This window comes from Aquipseudomonas alcaligenes NBRC 14159 (assembly GCF_000467105.1).
Classification (GTDB): domain Bacteria; phylum Pseudomonadota; class Gammaproteobacteria; order Pseudomonadales; family Pseudomonadaceae; genus Aquipseudomonas; species Aquipseudomonas alcaligenes.
On the sequence record NZ_BATI01000010.1, the window covers coordinates 167,677 to 186,152 of the forward strand.

The following is an 18,476-nucleotide window of genomic DNA, read 5'->3' on the forward strand; positions in this document are numbered from 1 at the left end:
TCGCCGACCGCAGCGCGGCCGGCTGGCACCCTAGTAAGCGGGGCTTACTTGTTGTCCTTGACCTCTTCGAACTCGGCATCGACGACATCGTCGGCCGCGTCCTTGGCACCCTCGGCGCCCTGGGCGGCAGCGCCCGGCTGCGGCTGCTCGGCGTACATCTTCTGCGCCAGCGGGGTGGTGGCTTCGGACAGAGCGTTGATCTTGGCCTCGATCTCGGCCTTGTCGTCGCCCTTGAGGGCTACTTCCAGGTCGCCGATGGCCTTCTCGATGACCGCCTTCTCGTCGGCAGTGGCCTTGTCGCCCGCCTCGGTGATCATCTTGCGGGTGGCGTGGACCAGACCGTCGCCCTGGTTGCGGGCCGCGGCCAGCTCCTCGAACTTGCGGTCTTCCTCGGCGTTGGCCTCGGCGTCACGCACCATGCGTTCGATTTCCTCGTCGGACAGACCGGAGTTGGCCTTGATCACGATCGACTGCTGCTTGCCGGTGGCCTTGTCCTTGGCGGACACGTGCAGGATGCCGTTGGCATCGATGTCGAAGGTCACTTCGATCTGCGGCACGCCACGCGGGGCCGGCGGGATCTCGGCCAGGTCGAACTTGCCCAGCGACTTGTTCTGCACGGCCTGCTTGCGCTCGCCCTGCAGCACGTGGATGGTCACGGCGCTCTGGTTGTCGTCGGCGGTGGAGAACACCTGCGACTTCTTGGTCGGGATGGTGGTGTTCTTCTCGATCAGCGGAGTCATCACGCCGCCCATGGTCTCGATGCCCAGGGTCAGCGGGGAGACGTCGAGCAGCAGCACGTCCTTGACGTCACCAGCCAGCACGGCGCCCTGGATGGCAGCACCGATGGCCACGGCTTCGTCCGGGTTGACGTCCTTGCGCGCTTCCTTGCCAAAGAACTCGGCGACCTTCTGCTGCACCAGCGGCATGCGGGTCTGACCACCGACCAGGATCACCTCGTCGATGCTGCCGACGTCCAGGCCGGCGTCCTTCAGGGCGATGCGGCACGGCTCGATGGTACGAGCAACCAGGTCCTCGACCAGGGCTTCCAGCTTGGCGCGGGAAATCTTCACGCTGAGGTGCTTCGGACCGGTCGCATCGGCGGTGATATACGGCAGGTTGACGTCGGTCTGCTGGCTGGAGGACAGCTCGATCTTGGCCTTCTCGGCCGCCTCTTTCAGGCGCTGCATGGCCAGCGGATCGCCTTTCAGGTCGATACCGGACTCTTTCTTGAACTCGTCGACGAGGTAGTCGATCAGGCGGATATCGAAGTCTTCACCACCGAGGAAGGTGTCACCGTTGGTGGCCAGTACTTCGAACTGGTGCTCGCCATCGACTTCGGCGATCTCGATCACCGACACGTCGAAGGTACCGCCGCCCAGGTCATAGACGATCACGGTGTGGTCGCCCTTGGCCTTGTCCATGCCGTAGGCCAGGGCCGCGGCGGTCGGCTCGTTGATGATGCGCTTGACGTCCAGACCGGCGATGCGGCCGGCGTCCTTGGTGGCCTGGCGCTGGCTGTCGTTGAAGTAGGCCGGAACGGTGATCACCGCCTCGGTGACCGGCTCGCCCAGGTAGTCCTCGGCGGTCTTCTTCATCTTCTTCAGCACTTCGGCGCTGATCTGCGGCGGTGCCATCTTCTGGCCCTTCACTTCCACCCAGGCGTCACCGTTGTCGGCCTTGGCGATCTTGTAGGGAACCATCTTGATGTCTTTCTGCACCACGTCTTCCTCGAAGCGGCGGCCGATCAGACGCTTCACCGCGTAGAGGGTGTTGTGCGGGTTGGTCACGGCCTGGCGCTTGGCGCTCTGGCCGACCAGGATCTCGCCGTCATTGGTGTAGGCGATGATGGACGGGGTGGTACGAGTGCCTTCGGCGTTCTCGATGACCTTGACGTTACCGTTTTCCAGAATGGCGACGCAGGAGTTGGTGGTTCCCAGGTCGATACCGATGATCTTGCCCATGTTCATTGTCTCCGAAACTGTGTCTTTAACCTTGAGTACGGCGTGCCAGGTTGCCCGCCGTCAGCTAATGAATCGCTTGCCTTGTAGATGGGGTCGCCGCGAACTATTTCAAGCCTGCTCGTCGATCGACGGCGGCGGGGTCAGCGGCGCCTTGCTCACCACCACCATGGCCGGACGCAGCAGGCGGCCATTGAGCAGGTAACCCTTCTGGAACACCTTGAGGACGGTGTTCGGCTCGGCGTGGATGCTCTCTTCCATCGCCATGGCCTGGTGATGCTCCGGATTGAACGGCGCGCCGTGCGGATCGACCGCCTCCAGCTGGTAACGCTTGAGGGTGTCGAGGAACAGCTTGAGGGTCAGCTCCATGCCTTCGCGGATGGCCTTGCTCGCCTCATCGACGGCGCTGGTCAGTTCCAGGCCGCGCTCCAGGCTGTCGACCACCGGCAGCAGGTCGTTGGCAAACTTCTCCAGGGCGAACTTGTGCGCCTTCTCCACGTCCTGCTCGGCGCGGCGGCGCACGTTCTGCAGGTCCGCAGCCATGCGCAGGGACTGATCCTGGGCAGCGGCCAGCTGCTCTTCGAGGCTCTGCACGCGCGCAGCCAGCTCGTCGCCGGCGAGCGCTTCGTTCGCCTGCTGCTCTTGCGGGTTGGTGTCCAGGGTCTGTTCGTCTGCCATTGGGTCCTCCTGATTAAACGTCGGCGGGTCATGGCCCGCGCTTCTTGCCGCCTATATGGGGGCCGCGCACAGGGTTTCAAGGGTTATTGCCCAGACAAAACAAAACACTGTATAAATACCCAGCACAAACTTTTGGGAGCGCTCTCCATGCTGGTGCACCTGTCCGTTCACAACTACGCCATCGTCGAACATCTGGACCTGGAACTGCAGCGCGGCATGTCGGTGATCACCGGCGAAACCGGCGCCGGCAAGTCGATCATGCTCGACGCCCTCGGCCTGGCCCTGGGCGACCGCGCCGACAGCGGCGTGGTCCGCCCCGGCGCGGACAAGGCGGATATCCTCGCCAGCTTCGACCTGGAGGACATCGCCGAAGCCCGCGCCTGGCTGGCCGAACGCGACCTGGACAATGACGGCCCGTGCATTCTGCGCCGGGTCATCACCAGCGAAGGCCGCTCGCGCGGCTACATCAACGGCGCACCCTGCCCGCTGGGCGATCTCAAGGCCCTCGGCGAACTGCTGATCGACATCCACAGCCAGCACGAACACCAGTCGCTGCTCAAACCCGACACCCACCGCCGCCTGCTCGACGAGTACGCCGGCAGCCAGGAACTGGCGCGCCAGGTGCAGCTGGCCGCGCAGCGCTGGCGCCAGACCCGCCAGGAACTGCAGCGGCTGTCCTCTAGCGGCGACGAGCAACGCGCCCGTCATCAGCTGCTCAGCTACCAGCTGGAAGAGCTGGAGAACCTGGCCCTGGGCGACAACGAACTGGAACAGCTAGAGCAGGAGCACAAGGCCCTGAGCAATGCCGAGCAACTGCTCAGCGCCTGTCGCCAGGTACTCGACCTGTGCAGCGAGAGCGATGCCGGCAACGTACTGTCGGCACTGACCGCCAGCCTCAACCGCCTGGGCGGCTTCAGCGACCAGCCGGCACTGGGCGAAGCCACCAACCTGCTGGCCAGCGCGCAGATCCAGGTCGAGGAAGCGATCGGCGAACTGAACCGCTTCATCGATCACTTCGATGCCGACCCACAGCGCCAGCAACTGCTGGAGGAGCGCCTGGATGCCATCTACGGCCTGGCGCGCAAGCACCGGGTGCAGCCCTTCGAGCTGGCCGAACTGCAGCAGCGCCTGCTGCAGGAACTGGAAGGCCTGAACGCCGACGACGAGGCGGTCGAGCGCCTCGGCGAGGAACTGGCCGCCTATGAACGTCACTACCGGGAGAAAGCCGATGAACTGAGCGCCCTGCGCCAGCAGGCTGCCGGTCGCCTGGCCGAGGCGGTGCAGGCGGAGATGCAGACCCTCGGCATGCCGGGCGGGCGTTTCAGCATCGAACTGCAGGCGGGCAGCAGCGACGAGCCGCAACCGCAGGGGCTGGAACAGGTGGAATTCCTGGTCAGCGCCAACCCCGGCCAGCCGCTGAAATCCCTGGCCAAGGTCGCTTCCGGCGGCGAGCTGTCACGGATCAGCCTGGCCATCCAGGTGATCACCGCACAGACCTCGCGCGTGCCGACCCTGGTGTTCGACGAAGTCGACGTCGGCATCGGCGGCCCCACCGCCGAAGTGGTCGGCCAGCTGCTGCGTCGTCTCGGCGAGCGCGGCCAGGTGCTGACCGTTACCCACCTGCCGCAGGTAGCCGCCCAGGGTCACCAGCACCTGTTCGTGCACAAGGCGCGCGGCCAGGACAGCACGCAGACGGCAGTCGCCAGCCTGACGCCGGAAGGCCGAGTCGAGGAGATTGCTCGCATGCTCGGCGGCGTCGACCTGACCGAGGAATCCCTGGCCCATGCGCGCAAGATGGTGACCAAGGCCCAGGCCTGAAAAAGCCAGCAATAAAAAAGGCGCCCCATCGGGCGCCTTTTTTATTCGGCTGAGACCTGCGCTTACTTTCTCTTGCGCACGTACAGCACCAGATTGTGGTCGACCAGATCGAAACCGTGCTGTTTGACGATTTCCTTCTGCAGCTTCTCGATCTCCGGATCGAAGAACTCGATGACCTCGCCGGAATCCACGCAGACCATGTGATCATGGTGACCGCCATCGGCCAGCTCGAATACGGCATGACCGCCGTCGAAGTTGTGGCGTTCGACCAGGCCGGCGGCCTCGAACTGGGTCAGTACACGGTAGACGGTGGCCAGGCCCACGTCTTCACCGGCTTCCATCAGAGCCTTGTACACATCCTCGGCGCTCATGTGGCGCTGTCCGGAGACGGACGAATCGAGCATCTGCAGAATCTTCACACGCGGCAGGGTGACCTTGAGGCCGGCCTTGCGCAGTTCGCTGTTTTCAACCATGGTCTGCTTTCTCGTGGTTGCTGCTTCGCAGCTCCCGTTAATGCGGGTATGATCGGGGTTTAATTTGCCCAGCCAAGATAGTGGAAGTCACCCACCGATGCAAAACACCAAGCTCTTGCTGCCCAGCCTCACCCTTGTGGGTCTGTTCGCACTCGCCGGCTGTTCGTTTCCCGGGGTCTACAAGATCGACATCCAGCAGGGCAATGTCGTTACGCAGGACATGATAGACCAGTTGAAGCCTGGAATGACCCAACGCCAAGTGCGGTTTATCATGGGTAATCCGCTGATCACCGATACCTTCCACGCCAAGCGCTGGGACTATCTGTACAGCATCCAGCCCGGTGGCCGTCAGCGCTACCAGGAACGCATCAGCCTGATGTTCGACGGCGAAGACCAGCTCATCGGCCTGGCCGGCGACTTCATGCCGGGCGTCAGCCGCGACCAGGAAATCCTCGGCGAGGGCAGCGACACCAGCGTGCAGCAGCCGCAGACCGAAGTTCGGGACGAACCGGCCAAGCCCGGCTCGCTGCTGGAACAGATCCAGGACGAAGTCGACGCCGCCGAGCCGATCCCGGTGCCGATTCCGGAACCGCTGGACCCGCAGCCGCAGTAAACGGCTCGCAGAAAAAAGCCCGGTCATGCCGGGCTTTTTCATGCCTGCGCAACTCAGTCCGCCTGCCGCGCCGCCTTCGCTCGCGCCGCGCGCGCCTTGCGCACCTCCTTGGGATCGGCGAGCAGCGGGCGGTAGATCTCCACCCGGTCGCCGGCTTCGAGCGCGCGCGCCTCCGGCTTGGCCACCAGCTTGCCGAAAATACCCAGCGGCGCGCTGCTCAGATCGAGGCCGGGGAAATGCTCGTCCATGGCTGAACGCAGTGCCGCCTCGCGCACCGTAGTGCCTGCCGGCACACGCAGGCACAGCAGCCGCTGCTCGCCGGCCTGAGCATAAACCACCTCGACCTCGATCTCAGCCATGAAGCTGCTTGGCCCGCTGGCAGAAGGCATCGACCATGGTATTGGCAGCCTGGGTGAACAGCGGCCCCAAGGTCGCCTTGACCAGCGGCCCGGCGTAATCAAAGGTCAGGTCCAGGCTGATCTTGCAGGCCTTGTCGCCCAACGCCTTGAACTCCCAGAGACCATGCAGCTGGGAAAACGGCCCGTCGACCAGGCGCATCTCGATGGACGCACCCGGCGTCAGCACATTGCGCGTGGTGAACTGCTGGCTCATACCGCCCTTAGCCACCGTCAGGGTGGCGCGCATCTCGCTCTCGCTGGCCTCCAGCACTACCGACGCCGCGCACCAGGGCAGGAACTGCGGATAACTGGCCACGTCGTTGACCAGGTCGTAGAGAGCCTGCGCCGGGTAAGGCAACAGGGCCGAGCGTTGAATGCGGGTGCTCATCAGCCTTGGATTCCTGAACTGCTGCGCCGGCTGCCGGCGCCACGGAGCGCGCATTGTGCGGAATTCGACCAGCCCCCTCAAGCGCGCCTGTCGCCAGGGACGCGCCGACTCCCTATAATGCGCGCCCTATGGCCAAACAGAAGAAACATCCCACCGGGACCATCGCGCTGAACAAAAAGGCGCTGCACGACTATTCCATCGAAAACAAATTCGAGGCCGGCATCGCCCTGTCCGGCTGGGAAGTGAAGAGCCTGCGCGCAGGCAAGGCCCAGCTGGTCGACAGCTACGTGCTGCTCAAGGACGGCGAGGCCTACCTGTTCGGCGCCCACATCACGCCGCTGAAAACCGCCAGCACCCACGTGATTGCCGACCCGACCCGCACCCGCAAGCTGCTCCTGCACAAGCGCGAGCTGGGCAAGCTGTTCGGTGCCGTGCAGCAGAAAGGCTACGCCTGCGTAGCCCTGGCGCTGTACTGGAAGAAGCACCTGATCAAGTGCGAGATTGCCCTGGCCAAGGGCAAGAAGGAATTCGACAAACGCGCCACGGAGAAGGAACGCGACTCCGATCGCGAGATCTCCCGCGTCATGCGCAACAAGGGCAAGGAAGAATAAGAAAAGGGCGGTCATCCGCCCTTTTTCATTGCTGCCCTACAGTCCCTGGCGCCGCTGCGCCCGCTCCAACCGTTTGACCTCCTGCTGCGCCTCGGCCAGCACCTCCTGCACGTAGTGGATGTGCTGGTGCGACAAGTCGCGCGCCGCATCCGCGCGCCGCTCGATGATCGCCTCGAACAGCGCCTGATGCTGTTCGCGCAGGCGGTCGCGGGTCTCGCTGCGCTGCAGGTACATGCCACCGATGTTGGTCACCACGTTGTGCTTGAGCAGGTCGAACAGCCCGCGGATGGTATGCAGCAGCACGGCGTTGTGGCTGGCCTCGGCAATCGCCAGGTGGAAACGCGCATCGGCGGCGCCCTCCTCCGCCCGGCTGGCCTTGCTGTTCGGCGCATAGCAGCGCTGCAGTTCATCGAAGGCGGCGCGCAGGCGCTCGTGATCGACAGGCGTGGCGCGCTGCGCCGCATAGAAGGCACAGGAGCCCTCCAGGGTGTGGCGAAACTCCAGCAGGTCGCGCTGCGCATCCGGATTGCTCTCCAGCAAATGCAGCAATGGGTCGCTGAAGGTCGAACCCAGCTCCGCCGCCACATAGTTGCCGCCGCCCTGGCGGCTGACCAGCAAGCCCTTGGCCACCAGCTTCTGGATCGCCTCGCGCAGCGACGGCCGTGAAACGCCGAAACGCTCCGCCAATACCCGTTCAGCCGGCAGGCGCCCACCGGCCTTGAGAGCCCCCTCGAGGATCATGGTTTCCAGGCGCTCGACGATGTCATCCGATAGACGGCGCTGACGAACCTGCCCCACATCCATAACCCGCTCCTACTGGTTTGACCACCCGAACGCCTCTGCGCCGGGGCTTTTCGCCAAGCCTAAAGGCCCGACGCGGGCCCCACAATAGCGGGCACTTCGACCAAAGTCGCAGCCCCTCAAATTGACAGGCAGGGAATTCAACTTTTACTCTGGCCTGGCTACTTTGTAAATTGGTATTACCAATTTCTCAGAGCGCACCGAACAATTCCAAGAATGCGCCGAGGTAACCCAGATGCTTTTCGTCCACTCACTGCCGCGTGCGGCAGGCCACTGAACGGAGTACCGAACATGTCCTCCGGACTGCTAGCCTTTCTCGCTTTTTCCCCATCCTGCTGGCCGCAGTGCTGCTGATCGGCCTGCGCTGGCCGGCCAAGCGCGCCATGCCGCTGGTCTATCTGCTCACCGCCGGCATCGGCCTGACCGTGTGGGACATGAGCTTCAACCGCATCCTCGCCTCCACCGTCCAGGGCCTGGTGATCACCGGCGGGGTGCTGTGGATCATCTTCGGCGCCATCCTGCTGCTCAACACCCTCAAGCACTCCGGCGGCATCACCGCGATCCGCGCCGGCTTCGCCACCATCAGCCCGGACCGCCGTATCCAGGCGCTGATCATCGGCTGGCTGTTCGGCTGCTTCATCGAGGGCGCTTCCGGCTTCGGTACTCCGGCCGCAATTGCCGCGCCGCTGCTGGTGGCCATTGGTTTCCCGGCATTGGCCGCAGTGATCCTCGGCATGCTGGTGCAGAGCACGCCGGTGTCCTTCGGCGCGGTCGGCACGCCGATCCTGGTCGGCCTCAACACCGGCCTGGACAGCGCCGGCATCGGTGCGCAACTGACTGCCCAGGGTTCCAGCTGGGAGGCCTACCTGCAGCTGATCACCAGCGAAGTGGCGATCATCCATGCCACGGTCGGCACCCTGATGCCGCTGATCATGGTGCTGATGCTGACCCGTTTCTTCGGCCGTGAGAAAAGCTGGAAGGCCGGCTTCGAAGTGCTGCCCTTCGCGATTTTCGCCGGCCTGGCCTTCACCCTGCCCTATGCCGCCACCGGCGTATTCCTCGGCCCGGAGTTCCCTTCCCTGCTGGGCGGCCTGGTCGGCCTGGCCATCGTCTGCAGCGCCGCACGCCTGGGTTTCCTGGTGCCGAAGAAGACCTGGGATTTCGCCCCGGCCAGCGAATGGCCGAGCGAGTGGCTGGGCAGCATCGAAATGAAGCTCGACAGCCTCACCGTCAAACCCATGAGCACCCTGCGCGCCTGGCTGCCCTACGTGCTGGTCGGCGCCCTGCTGGTGGTCAGCCGGGTATTCCCGGAAGTCGGCGCCGCGCTGAAGTCCGTGGTACTGGTGTTCCCCGACATCCTCGGCGAGACCGGCATCAAGGCCGACTTCATGCCGCTGTACCTGCCCGGCGGCATCCTGGTCGCCGTGGTGCTGGCCACCTTCTTCCTGCATGGCATGAAGGTGCGCGAGCTGGGCGCCGCGGTGAAGGAATCGACCGGCGTGCTGCTCGGCGCCGGCTTCGTTCTGCTGTTCACCGTGCCCATGGTGCGCATCCTGATCAACTCCGGGGTCAACAGCGCGGAACTGGCCAGCATGCCGATCACCATGGCGCGTTACGTGGCCGACAGCGTCGGCGGCATCTACCCGTTGCTGGCGCCGAGCGTCGGCGCACTTGGCGCCTTCATCGCCGGCTCCAACACCGTGAGTAACATGATGCTGGCGCAGTTCCAGTTCGGCGTGGCGCACAACCTGGGCATCTCCACCGCACTGGTGGTTGCCGTGCAGGCCATCGGCGCGGCGGCCGGCAACATGGTCGCCATCCACAATGTGGTGGCCGCCTCGGCCACGGTCGGCCTGCTCGGACGCGAAGGCACCACGCTGCGCAAGACCGTCTGGCCAACCCTGTACTACGTGCTGTTCACCGGCCTGATCGCCCTGTTCGCCATCTATGGCCTGGGCATCGGCGACCCGCTGCTGGCGCGCTGACCCAGCCCGACAACGCCCCGTCCCAGGACGGGGCATCGTTCTTTCGAGACTCGACGGAAGCCTACCGATGATCATCTCCGCCTCCACCGATTACCGCGAAGCCGCACGACGCAAGCTGCCGCCCTTCCTGTTCCACTACATCGACGGCGGCGCCTATGCCGAGTACACGCTCAAGCGCAATGTCGAGGACCTGGCCGGCATCGCCCTGCGCCAGCGTGTGCTGAAGAACATGGCGGAGCTGGACCTGTCCACCGAGCTGTTCGGCGAGAAACTGGCCATGCCGCTGGCCCTGGCTCCGGTCGGTCTGACCGGCATGTACGCCCGCCGCGGCGAGGTGCAGGCGGCCAAGGCGGCGGCAGACAAGGGCATTCCCTTCACCCTGTCCACCGTCTCGGTGTGCCCGATCGAAGAAGTCGCCCCGGCGATCAGCCGGCCGATGTGGTTCCAGCTCTATGTCCTGAAGGACCGCGGCTTCATGCGCAACGCCCTGGAGCGGGCCAAGGCCGCCGGCGTCACCACCCTGGTGTTCACCGTCGACATGCCCACCCCCGGCGCGCGCTACCGTGACGCCCACTCCGGCATGAGCGGCCCCAACGCCGCCCTGCGCCGGGTGCTGCAGGCCATGACCCACCCGGCCTGGGCCTGGGACGTGGGCCTCTTGGGCAAGCCGCATGACCTCGGCAACATCTCCACCTACCGTGGCAACCCCACCGGCCTGGCCGACTATATCGGCTGGCTGGGGGCCAATTTCGATCCATCGATCTCCTGGAAAGACCTGGAGTGGATCCGCGACTTCTGGGAAGGCCCGATGGTGATCAAGGGCATTCTCGACCCCGAGGATGCCAAGGACGCGGTGAAATTCGGCGCCGACGGCATCGTCGTATCCAACCATGGCGGCCGCCAGCTCGACGGCGTGCTGTCCAGCGCCCGCGCCCTGCCGGCCATCGCCGACGCGGTGAAGGGCGAGCTGAAGATTCTCGCCGACTCTGGCATCCGCACCGGCCTCGACGTGGTGCGCATGCTCGCCCTCGGCGCCGATGGCGTGATGCTCGGCCGCGCCTTCGTCTACGCCCTGGCCGCCGCCGGTGGCGCGGGAGTGAGCAACCTGCTCGACCTGTTCGAGAAAGAGATGCGCGTGGCCATGGTCCTGACCGGCGCCAAGTCGATCGCCGAGATCAGCCGCGACTCGCTGGTGCGTGAACTGGGCGTTTGACGCCCGCTTTCGTTCCCTCTGCCACCGGGAGAGGGCTAGGGTGAGGGAAAGTCCGAGTCGTCCAAAACGCCCTCACCCCCGGCCCCTCTCCCAGTGGGAGAGGGGAGATAAAACACCGTGATACATGGAGCACGCATGAGCCTGCCCGCCGCCTTCCTCGCCGACGTCCACCGCCTGATCCCGCGCGAGCGCCTGTTCGACGATCCGCTGTCGACCCTGGCCTTCGGCACCGACGCCAGCTTCTACCGGCTGATTCCCCAGCTGGTGGTGCGGGTCGAATCCGAGACCGAGGTGGTGCGCCTGCTCGAACTGGCCAGCGCCCAGCGCGTGCCGGTGACCTTCCGCGCCGCTGGCACCAGCCTCTCCGGCCAGGCCATCAGCGACTCGGTGCTGATCGTTCTCGGCGACAGCTGGAACGGCCGCGACATCCGCGCCAATGGCGCACAGATCCGCCTGCAGCCTGGCGTCATCGGTGCCCAGGCCAACGCCTGGCTGGCCCCGCTGGGGCGCAAGATCGGCCCCGACCCGGCCTCGATCAATGCGGCGAAGATCGGCGGCATCGTCGCCAACAACTCCAGCGGCATGTGCTGCGGTACGGCGCAGAACAGCTACAAGACCCTCGCGGGCCTGCGTGTGGTGCTGGCCGACGGCAGCGTGCTGGACAGTGAGGACCCTGTCAGCATCGCCGCCTTCCGCCAGAGCCACCGCGTGCTGCTCGACACCCTGGCCGAACTGGGACGGCAGACCCGCGCCAACACCGCGCTGGCCGACAAGATCCGCCACAAGTACCGGCTGAAGAACACCACCGGCTTCTCGCTCAATGCGCTGGTCGACTTCGACGAGCCGATCGACATCCTCAACCACCTGATGGTCGGCTCCGAGGGCACCTTGGGCTTTATCAGCGCGGTGACCTACGACACGGTGCCGGAGCACCCACACAAGGCCAGCGCGCTGATCGTCTTCCCCACGGTGGAGAGCTGCTGCCAGGCCGTGCCGCTACTCAAGCAGCAGCCGGTATCCGCCGTGGAGCTGCTCGACCGCCGCAGCCTGCGTTCGGTGGAAAACATGCAGGGCATGCCCGAGTGGGTGCGGAGCCTGTCGAGCGGCGCCTGCGCCCTGCTGATCGAATCGCGCGCCGCGACGCAATCGCTGCTGCACGAGCAGATCGGCCGGATCATGGCTTCCATCGCCCACTTCCCGGTGGAGAAGCAGGTCGACTTCAGCGAGGACCCAGCCGTCTACAACCAGCTGTGGAAGATCCGCAAGGAGACCTTCCCCGCCGTCGGCGCCGTGCGCCAGACCGGCACCACGGTGATCATCGAGGACGTCACCTTCCCGGTGGAGCGCCTGGCCGAAGGCGTCAACCGCCTGATCGAGCTGCTGGAGAAGCACCGCTACGACGAGGCCATCCTGTTCGGCCACGCCCTGGAGGGCAACCTGCACTTCGTGTTCACCCAGGGCTTCGACGACCCTGTCCAGGTCGCGCGCTACGAGGCCTTCATGCAGGACGTGGCGCAGCTGGTGGCCGTGGAGTTCGGCGGCGCGCTCAAGGCCGAGCACGGCACCGGGCGCAACATGGCGCCCTTCGTCGAGCTGGAGTGGGGCAGCGAGGCCTACCAGCTGATGTGGACCATCAAGCGCCTGTTCGACCCGCAGGGCATCCTCAACCCGGATGTGGTGCTGTCGGAAGACCCGCAGATCCACCTGAAGCACCTCAAACCGCTGCCCGCCGCCGACGAGATCGTCGACAAGTGCATCGAGTGCGGCTTCTGCGAGCCGGTCTGCCCGTCCAAGGGGCTGACCCTGACGCCGCGCCAGCGCATCGTCATCTGGCGTGATATCCAGGCGCGCAAGCGTGCCGGCATCGACACCCGCGAGCTGGAAGCCGCCTACCACTACTAGGGCGTCGACACCTGCGCCGCCACCGGCCTGTGCTCGCAGCGCTGCCCGGTGGGCATCAACACCGGCGACCTGGTGCGCAAGCTGCGCGCCGGCGCTGCCCGCCATGCCGGCACGGCCGACTGGCTGGCCGCCAACTTCCACCGTACCTTGCAAGGCGCGCGGCTCATGCTGCACCTCGCCAATGGCTCGCGCCGCCTGCTCGGCGCGCCGCTGCTGGGCAAAGCCGCGCGCATGCTGCACGACAAGGCCGGGCTGCCGCTGTGGACGCCGGCCATGCCGCAGGCGGCGCAGCCGATTCGCCTCGCCGCCCCCTGCGCGGATGAGCGCCCGCGCGTGGTCTACCTGGCCGCCTGCGTGTCACGCGCCATGGGCCCGTCGTATGCCGATGCCGAGCAGACGCCGCTGATCGACAAGACCCGCGCCCTGCTGGAGAAGGCCGGCTACCAGGTGGTATTCGCCGAGAATGCGGACAACCTCTGCTGCGGCCAGCCCTTCGCCTCCAAAGGCTACCCGGAACAGGCCGCTGCCAAGCAGCAGGAGCTGCTCGACGCCCTGCTCAAGGCCAGCCGTGGCGGCCTCGACCCGATCTACTGCGACACCAGCCCCTGCACCCTGCGCCTGGTCCAGGAGGGGCTGGACCCGCGCCTCAGGCTCTACGACCCGGTGAAGTTCATCCGCGAGCATCTGCTGGAGCGTCTGGAATTCACCCCGCAGGACAAGCCGGTGGCCGTGCATGTCACCTGCTCGACCCAGCACTTGGGCGAGGCACAGGGGCTGATCGACATCGCGCGCCGCTGCTCGACCCAGGTCGTGATCCCCGAGGGCATCCACTGCTGCGGCTTCGCCGGCGACAAGGGCTTCACCAGGCCCGAGCTCAACGCGCATGCGCTGCGCTCGCTGAAGGACGCGGTGCAGATCTGCGAGGAAGGTATCTCCACCAGCCGTACCTGCGAGATCGGCCTGTCGACCCATAGCGGTATCGACTACCACGGCCTGGTGTACCTGGTGGACCGCGTCACCCGCGCCCGCTGAACTCAAGGTGCGTGCCCACCGGCACGTGTTTCGGCCCCGCTTTGTGCGGGGCTTTTTTTGCCTGCCATACTGCTTGCAGCCAACCCAGGGAGAACCGCCATGCGCCGCACCGCCCTACTGCTTGCCGCTGCCCTGCTCAGCACGCCGGTATTCGCCATGCACTGCCCGCAGGAAATGGCCAAGATCGACGCACTGCTCAAGAGCGACCCGCCCGCCGACGCCGAGGTGCTGACCGAGGTGCAGCGCCTGCGCGCCGAAGGCGAGCAGCTGCACAAGAGTGGTAATCACGCTGAATCGGTGAAGGTGCTGGAAGAGGCCCTGAACCTGCTGCAAGCCAGCGAGTAGGGCCTCAGACCACCTCGCCAAGCAGCGACAGCGCCATCTGGCGCAGCTGCTGCAGGTCCACCGGTTTCAGCAGGCAGGCCTGGGCACCTCTGGCCCGGGCCTCGGCCAGCAGGTCCTGATCGGCGGCGGCACTCACCACCAGCACCGGCACCTCAGCCAGGCGCGGCTGACCGCGCATGAAGTCGAGCACCTCCAGGCCGCTGCCGTCGGGCAGATCGAGGTCGAGCAAGAGCAGCGCCGGCGTCTGCTCGGCCAGTTGCAGCAAGGCACGGCGTACCGAACCCACGCCCCCGACCACCGCCATGTCGCGCAGCGCTTCCTGCAATACGCGCAGGCAGGCCGGATGGTCTTCCACGCACAGCACTTCGGCCAGGGCGGCAGTGGACTCGGCAGCCGGCGCGCCCGCCACCTCGGCAGCCGGCGCGGGCTCGGCGGCGCTGGGCAGTTCGATCCAGAAGCGACTGCCCAGCCCGACATCACTGGAGAAGCCCATCTCGCCATTCATCAGCTCGGCCAACTCGCGGCACAGCACCAGGCCGATGCCGGTTCCGGGAATATTGGAGTTCTCCCGCCCCAGGCGCTGGAACGGCTGGAACAGCTGGTCCTGCTGCTCGGGGCTGAGCCCCGGGCCACTGTCGTCGACCCACAGCCGCACACCGCCGGCGCGCACTTCGTAGCCCAGGCGGATCATGCCCTGCGGGCTGTTGTACTTGATCGCGTTGGACAGCAGGTTGAGCATCACCTGGCGCAGCCGTCGCGGATCGGCCAGCACGAACAGCGGCGGATGGGCCTCGGCTTGCAGCTGTAACTGCAGGCGCCGCTGCTGCACTTCCGGCTGCACCAGCTCGGCACACCCCTTGAGCAGCGGCCCGATGTCCACCGGCTGCAGCTGCAACTGCTGCTGGCGACTCTCGATACTGGAAAGGTCGAGGATGTCGTCCACCAGCGAGGTCAGGTGACGGCTGGCGAGCACAATCTCGCGGGCGTACTCGGCTTCCTGATTGCGCTCGGCATGGTCCTGCGCCTCCAGCTCGATCAGCTGGGCGAAACCATGGATGGCATTGAGCGGCGTGCGCAACTCGTGGCTCATGCTGGACAGGAAGCGACTCTTGGCCTGGCTGGCGGCTTGCGCCTCCAGGCTGGCGCGGCGCAGCTCTTCCTGCACCTGCTTGAGCCGGGTGATGTCGACATGGGTACCGGCGGCGCGCACCGCGCGGCCCTGCTCGTCACGCTCGATCACCTTGCCGCGGCTGAGCAGCCAGGCGTAGTTGCCCTGGGCATCGGCATAGCGATACTCGGCCTCGAAGAAGTCCTCGGCGCTGTCGTCGGCCATGCTCAGGCGCAGGTGACGCACCCTGGCCAGGTCGTCCGGATGCACCCGCTGGTTGAATTCGGCAAAGGGCATTGAGTCGCCCGGCAGGCCGAAGCGCCGCACGAAGCGCTCGCTGACGCGGATACTGAGGCTGGCCGCCTCGACCTCCCAGAGGCTCTCGGTGGTGCTTTCCAGCACCAGCTCCAGGGTGCGCTGGGCCTGCAGGCGGCTCTCCTCACTGGTGCGCAGCTGCTCGCCGGCATGCAGCACTTCGCCGGCCATCTCCGCCAGCTCGCGAATGGCCGTCTCCGGCGCCTGCGGCTTGCGTTCGCCCAAGGCCAGGCGACGCATCATGCCGACGATGCCGGTGATGGGCTCGGCCAGCTCGTCGCTCAGGCGCCGCGAACGCAGCCACATCCAGGTACCGAACAATAGATAGAAGAACACCAGGCCGGCGATCAGCAGGTAGCCGATGGTCAGGTACTGTTCGGCCAGGCGATTGGTCTCGCGGAAGATATCCGCCTCGTCCACCACCAGCAGCAGGCGCCAGCCGGTCTGCGGCACCTCGCTCCAGGCCATCAGCTGCCCTCGCCCACCCAGCTGGACCTCCACCACGCCGTGGGGCTTGGCGGCCATGCCGTCGAGCAGCGGGCGCAGCCCGGGCTGGCGATCCAGCTTGAAATCCTCCGGCTTGAGCACTTCGCGGCTCACCGCCTCGGCGTAGGAGTAGCTGGTCAACTCGCGCAGGCCGAAATCCTTCTCGCCGGCCGCCGGCAACGCCATGATCGCGTTATCCGGCCCCACCAGCAGCGCATAGCCCTGCCAGGGCACCTGCAGGTTACCGGTCTCGGCCAGCATCTGGCCGACCGTCACGTCCAGGCCGACCACACCCTCGAGGAAATCGCCGCGGTACACCGGCGCAATGGCCGACATCATCCAGCCCAGGCCGGCCGGGTCCAGATAGACCTCGGTCCACACCGTCCCGCGCTTGGGGTTGTGCGTGGCATCGGCCAGGTAATAGAAGTTGTACTGCGGGATGTCCATGTCATGCGGGTACTGCTGCAGCACATCGAAATAGGGGTAGATGCGGTTGTAGCTGTCCCAGCTGTTGAAGTAGACCGCCGCCACCAGCGGATCGGCCTGCTTGATCGAGCGCATCAGCGGGTCCACCCGCGACAGGCGCAGCGCCTTGTCGCGGTCCTGGCGCTCGGCCGGCGTGCTGGCGGCATAGAAGGAGGCGGCACGGCCGTCGTCGCTGCGGCTGTGGAACACCCCGCCGGGGGTGCTGGCATGGCGCTGACGTTCCAGCTCGTCGGGTTCGAAACGGCGGTCGGCCAGGGCCTCGGCCACCGCATCGCGATACACGCCGACCTGTGCCTCGATGGCGCGCAGGCGGCTGTCGATCACCTTGCCCTCGCGGCGCACGGCGCTGTCCAGGTCCTGCAGCGCACTGCTCTGCAGGTAACCGACCTGGGACTCGCGAATGGACTCGTTGGTATAGAGGTAAACGCCGATCAGCACCGACTCCACCAGCACCAGCGGGATCAATGCGCTCTGCAGGAAGGCTCGCCAGATCCAGCGACGCAGGGGCTTTAGCGGTGCAAGCGGCATCCGGTGCTCCTCGAATTCCAATCTGAAGAGAATGGCACAAGGCCGCTGATCGGCCAGCCCAGGCCGGGCATTGTACTGGCAGAACGATGGTCGACGCTGAGGAACCTTTGCCGTACACTGCGCGTCCAACCTCGCAAGAGCGTTCTGGGGCCGATTAGGATTCGACGCCGGTAACAAAACTTGAGGGGCATGCCGAGTAGGTGACAGTTCTCGTAAATCCGCTGCCACAACTTCATAGTTGCCAACGACGACAACTACGCTCTGGCCGCCTAAGGGCGCCAGCAGACCCTAGGGGATGCCTGTAAACCCGAAGATTTGGTCTGTCAGATAGAACAGGATCGCCGCCAAGCACGCTGCAGGTGTAACGGCTAAAACTTATGCAGCTCGCTCCAAGCACCCTGCCACTCGGGCGGCGCGGAGTTAACTCAGTAGAGATGGCTAAGCATGTAGAACCGATAGCGGAGAGCTGGCGGACGGGGGTTCAAATCCCCCCGGCTCCACCAAATAAGCCCCTGAAAAGCCTAGAGTTTTTCAGGGGTTTTTCTTTTGGTGTCGAAGAAATGTCGATACCACTTCAGCGCTCCACCTCCGATCAGGCTACGCTGGCAGTGCAGCGGCCACTCTTCAGTCGGAGCAGATCATGGAACGATATAAAGACCTTGATGGAGATTCAGGCGTAGTCGCATTCGAAATCGGTGAAGGCTCAATCACCGTCCAGTTCAGCACCGGCATGAAGTATCTCTACACGGTACGAAGCGCTGGAGCTGTACACATCGCAAATATGCAGCGTCTGGCACGAACTGGCGACGGTCTGAATAGCTACATCAAGAGACTGGCCAACAAAGCCTATGAGGCAAAATGGCGCTAACACCCGATTACTCAATCGGGCCAGCTAACGGGCCCAGACGCACGGCATCCTGTAGATGATCCGGCGCCAGGTGCGCATATCTCATGGTCATGGCCAAGCTGGAGTGACCCAAGATTCGCTGCAGGGTGAGGATGTTCCCGCCGTTCTGGATGAAGTGGCTTGCGAAGGTATGCCGAAGTGCATGAGCGGCCTGTCCTTTCGGTAGCTCGATGGTCGTTCTGGCAAGGGCTCGACGGAACGAGGTGATGGCCGAGTTGGGCTGGCCGTGTTTTCTCCAGTGCCGAACGATCTGGGCTTCAAGCTCGGGCGTGATTGGTACTGATCGAACCTTGCCACTCTTGGTCCCGCTGAATGTGATCACGCCATTGCGCAGCCCGGTCGGCTTGAGCTTTTCGGCCTCTGACCAACGTGCACCAGTGGCCAGACAGATCAAGGTGATGATCTCTACATGCGGGTTATCGCAGCCCCTG

Annotated in this window: 13 protein-coding genes, 1 other RNA gene and 3 pseudogenes; 9 read left to right on the forward strand and 8 right to left on the reverse strand. The window is 65.3% G+C overall.

Translation table 11 applies throughout. The annotated features are described in order from the left end of the window. Positions 1 to 44: 44 nt before the first annotated feature. Together dnaK and grpE are read right to left on the reverse strand one after the other, a co-directional pair. Positions 45 to 1,961, reverse strand: a complete 1,917-nt coding sequence (gene dnaK, locus PA6_RS08225) for a molecular chaperone DnaK (protein WP_043216450.1) — start codon at positions 1,959 to 1,961, stop codon at positions 45 to 47. Positions 1,962 to 2,069: 108 nt separating this feature from the next. Beyond that, positions 2,070 to 2,639, reverse strand: a pseudogene (gene grpE, locus PA6_RS08230) (nucleotide exchange factor GrpE); the annotation flags it as partial. 144 nt (positions 2,640 to 2,783) lie between these two features. Here grpE and recN point away from each other — a divergent pair. After that, positions 2,784 to 4,454 (forward strand): DNA repair protein RecN, encoded by a 1,671-nt coding sequence (gene recN, locus PA6_RS08235; protein WP_021700441.1) that lies wholly within the window; start codon positions 2,784 to 2,786, stop codon positions 4,452 to 4,454. Positions 4,455 to 4,516: 62 nt separating this feature from the next. Here recN and fur read toward each other — a convergent pair whose 3' ends face one another. Then, positions 4,517 to 4,927 (reverse strand): ferric iron uptake transcriptional regulator, encoded by a 411-nt coding sequence (fur, locus tag PA6_RS08240; RefSeq protein ID WP_021700442.1) that lies wholly within the window; start codon positions 4,925 to 4,927, stop codon positions 4,517 to 4,519. Between the two features lie 97 nt (positions 4,928 to 5,024). Between fur and PA6_RS08245 the strand changes: the two genes are divergently transcribed. Next, on the forward strand, positions 5,025 to 5,540 hold the full coding sequence (locus tag PA6_RS08245; protein WP_021700443.1) for an outer membrane protein assembly factor BamE: 516 nt from the start codon (positions 5,025 to 5,027) through the stop codon (positions 5,538 to 5,540). A 53-nt stretch (positions 5,541 to 5,593) separates the two neighbouring features. Here the strand turns inward: PA6_RS08245 and PA6_RS08250 are convergent, their stop codons facing one another. Together PA6_RS08250 and PA6_RS08255 are read right to left on the reverse strand one after the other, a co-directional pair. Next, a complete protein-coding gene (locus PA6_RS08250) occupies positions 5,594 to 5,899 on the reverse strand; it encodes an RnfH family protein (RefSeq protein ID WP_021700444.1) in 306 nt (101 codons plus the stop codon). Then, on the reverse strand, positions 5,892 to 6,326 hold the full coding sequence (locus tag PA6_RS08255; RefSeq protein ID WP_021700445.1) for a type II toxin-antitoxin system RatA family toxin: 435 nt from the start codon (positions 6,324 to 6,326) through the stop codon (positions 5,892 to 5,894). The genes PA6_RS08250 and PA6_RS08255 overlap by 8 nt, the downstream gene beginning before the upstream one ends. Positions 6,327 to 6,454: 128 nt before the next feature. Here PA6_RS08255 and smpB point away from each other — a divergent pair, with 128 nt between their 5' ends. After that, positions 6,455 to 6,937: an SsrA-binding protein SmpB gene (gene smpB / locus PA6_RS08260; protein WP_021700446.1), complete on the forward strand. Its 483-nt coding sequence runs from the start codon at positions 6,455 to 6,457 to the stop codon at positions 6,935 to 6,937. A 36-nt stretch (positions 6,938 to 6,973) separates the two neighbouring features. On the opposite strand, the gene PA6_RS08265 is transcribed toward smpB, so the two are convergent. After that, the gene (locus PA6_RS08265; protein ID WP_021700447.1) at positions 6,974 to 7,741 is read right to left on the reverse strand and encodes an FCD domain-containing protein; all 768 of its coding nucleotides are present in this window, start codon (positions 7,739 to 7,741) and stop codon (positions 6,974 to 6,976) included. A 288-nt stretch (positions 7,742 to 8,029) separates the two neighbouring features. Between PA6_RS08265 and PA6_RS08270 the strand changes: the two are divergent. The 4 genes and pseudogenes from PA6_RS08270 (at position 8,030) to PA6_RS08285 (ending at position 14,215) form a co-directional block, all read left to right on the forward strand. Next, positions 8,030 to 9,723: pseudogene (locus PA6_RS08270) on the forward strand (L-lactate permease). 67 nt (positions 9,724 to 9,790) lie between these two features. Beyond that, positions 9,791 to 10,936, forward strand: coding sequence for an FMN-dependent L-lactate dehydrogenase LldD (gene lldD / locus PA6_RS08275; protein ID WP_021700449.1), 1,146 nt, complete (start codon positions 9,791 to 9,793; stop codon positions 10,934 to 10,936). Positions 10,937 to 11,071: 135 nt separating this feature from the next. After that, positions 11,072 to 13,870, forward strand: a pseudogene (locus PA6_RS08280) (FAD-binding and (Fe-S)-binding domain-containing protein). 99 nt (positions 13,871 to 13,969) lie between these two features. Further along, positions 13,970 to 14,215: a hypothetical protein gene (locus tag PA6_RS08285; RefSeq protein WP_021700452.1), complete on the forward strand. Its 246-nt coding sequence runs from the start codon at positions 13,970 to 13,972 to the stop codon at positions 14,213 to 14,215. A gap of 4 nt (positions 14,216 to 14,219) precedes the next feature. Here PA6_RS08285 and PA6_RS08290 read toward each other — a convergent pair whose 3' ends face one another. Continuing rightward, a complete protein-coding gene (locus tag PA6_RS08290; protein WP_021700453.1) occupies positions 14,220 to 17,138 on the reverse strand; it encodes an ATP-binding protein in 2,919 nt (972 codons plus the stop codon). 146 nt (positions 17,139 to 17,284) lie between these two features. Between PA6_RS08290 and ssrA the strand changes: the two genes are divergently transcribed. Next, positions 17,285 to 17,641: a transfer-messenger RNA gene (gene ssrA / locus PA6_RS22745) on the forward strand. 137 nt (positions 17,642 to 17,778) lie between these two features. Next, the gene (locus tag PA6_RS22750) at positions 17,779 to 18,006 is read left to right on the forward strand and encodes a hypothetical protein (protein ID WP_021700454.1); all 228 of its coding nucleotides are present in this window, start codon (positions 17,779 to 17,781) and stop codon (positions 18,004 to 18,006) included. A gap of 7 nt (positions 18,007 to 18,013) precedes the next feature. On the opposite strand, the gene PA6_RS08295 is transcribed toward PA6_RS22750, so the two are convergent. Beyond that, positions 18,014 to 18,476: tyrosine-type recombinase/integrase (locus PA6_RS08295; RefSeq protein WP_021700455.1), on the reverse strand; the 463-nt coding region annotated here is incomplete at its 5' end.

Coding starts and splice junctions, on each gene's coding strand:
- dnaK (WP_043216450.1), bottom strand. CDS start 1,961: ATGGGCAAGATCATCGGTATCGACCTGGGAACCACCAACTCCTGCGTC.
- recN (WP_021700441.1), top strand. CDS start 2,784: ATGCTGGTGCACCTGTCCGTTCACAACTACGCCATCGTCGAACATCTG.
- fur (WP_021700442.1), bottom strand. CDS start 4,927: ATGGTTGAAAACAGCGAACTGCGCAAGGCCGGCCTCAAGGTCACCCTG.
- PA6_RS08245 (WP_021700443.1), top strand. CDS start 5,025: ATGCAAAACACCAAGCTCTTGCTGCCCAGCCTCACCCTTGTGGGTCTG.
- PA6_RS08250 (WP_021700444.1), bottom strand. CDS start 5,899: ATGGCTGAGATCGAGGTCGAGGTGGTTTATGCTCAGGCCGGCGAGCAG.
- PA6_RS08255 (WP_021700445.1), bottom strand. CDS start 6,326: ATGAGCACCCGCATTCAACGCTCGGCCCTGTTGCCTTACCCGGCGCAG.
- smpB (WP_021700446.1), top strand. CDS start 6,455: ATGGCCAAACAGAAGAAACATCCCACCGGGACCATCGCGCTGAACAAA.
- PA6_RS08265 (WP_021700447.1), bottom strand. CDS start 7,741: ATGGATGTGGGGCAGGTTCGTCAGCGCCGTCTATCGGATGACATCGTC.
- lldD (WP_021700449.1), top strand. CDS start 9,791: ATGATCATCTCCGCCTCCACCGATTACCGCGAAGCCGCACGACGCAAG.
- PA6_RS08285 (WP_021700452.1), top strand. CDS start 13,970: ATGCGCCGCACCGCCCTACTGCTTGCCGCTGCCCTGCTCAGCACGCCG.
- PA6_RS08290 (WP_021700453.1), bottom strand. CDS start 17,138: ATGCCGCTTGCACCGCTAAAGCCCCTGCGTCGCTGGATCTGGCGAGCC.
- PA6_RS22750 (WP_021700454.1), top strand. CDS start 17,779: ATGGAACGATATAAAGACCTTGATGGAGATTCAGGCGTAGTCGCATTC.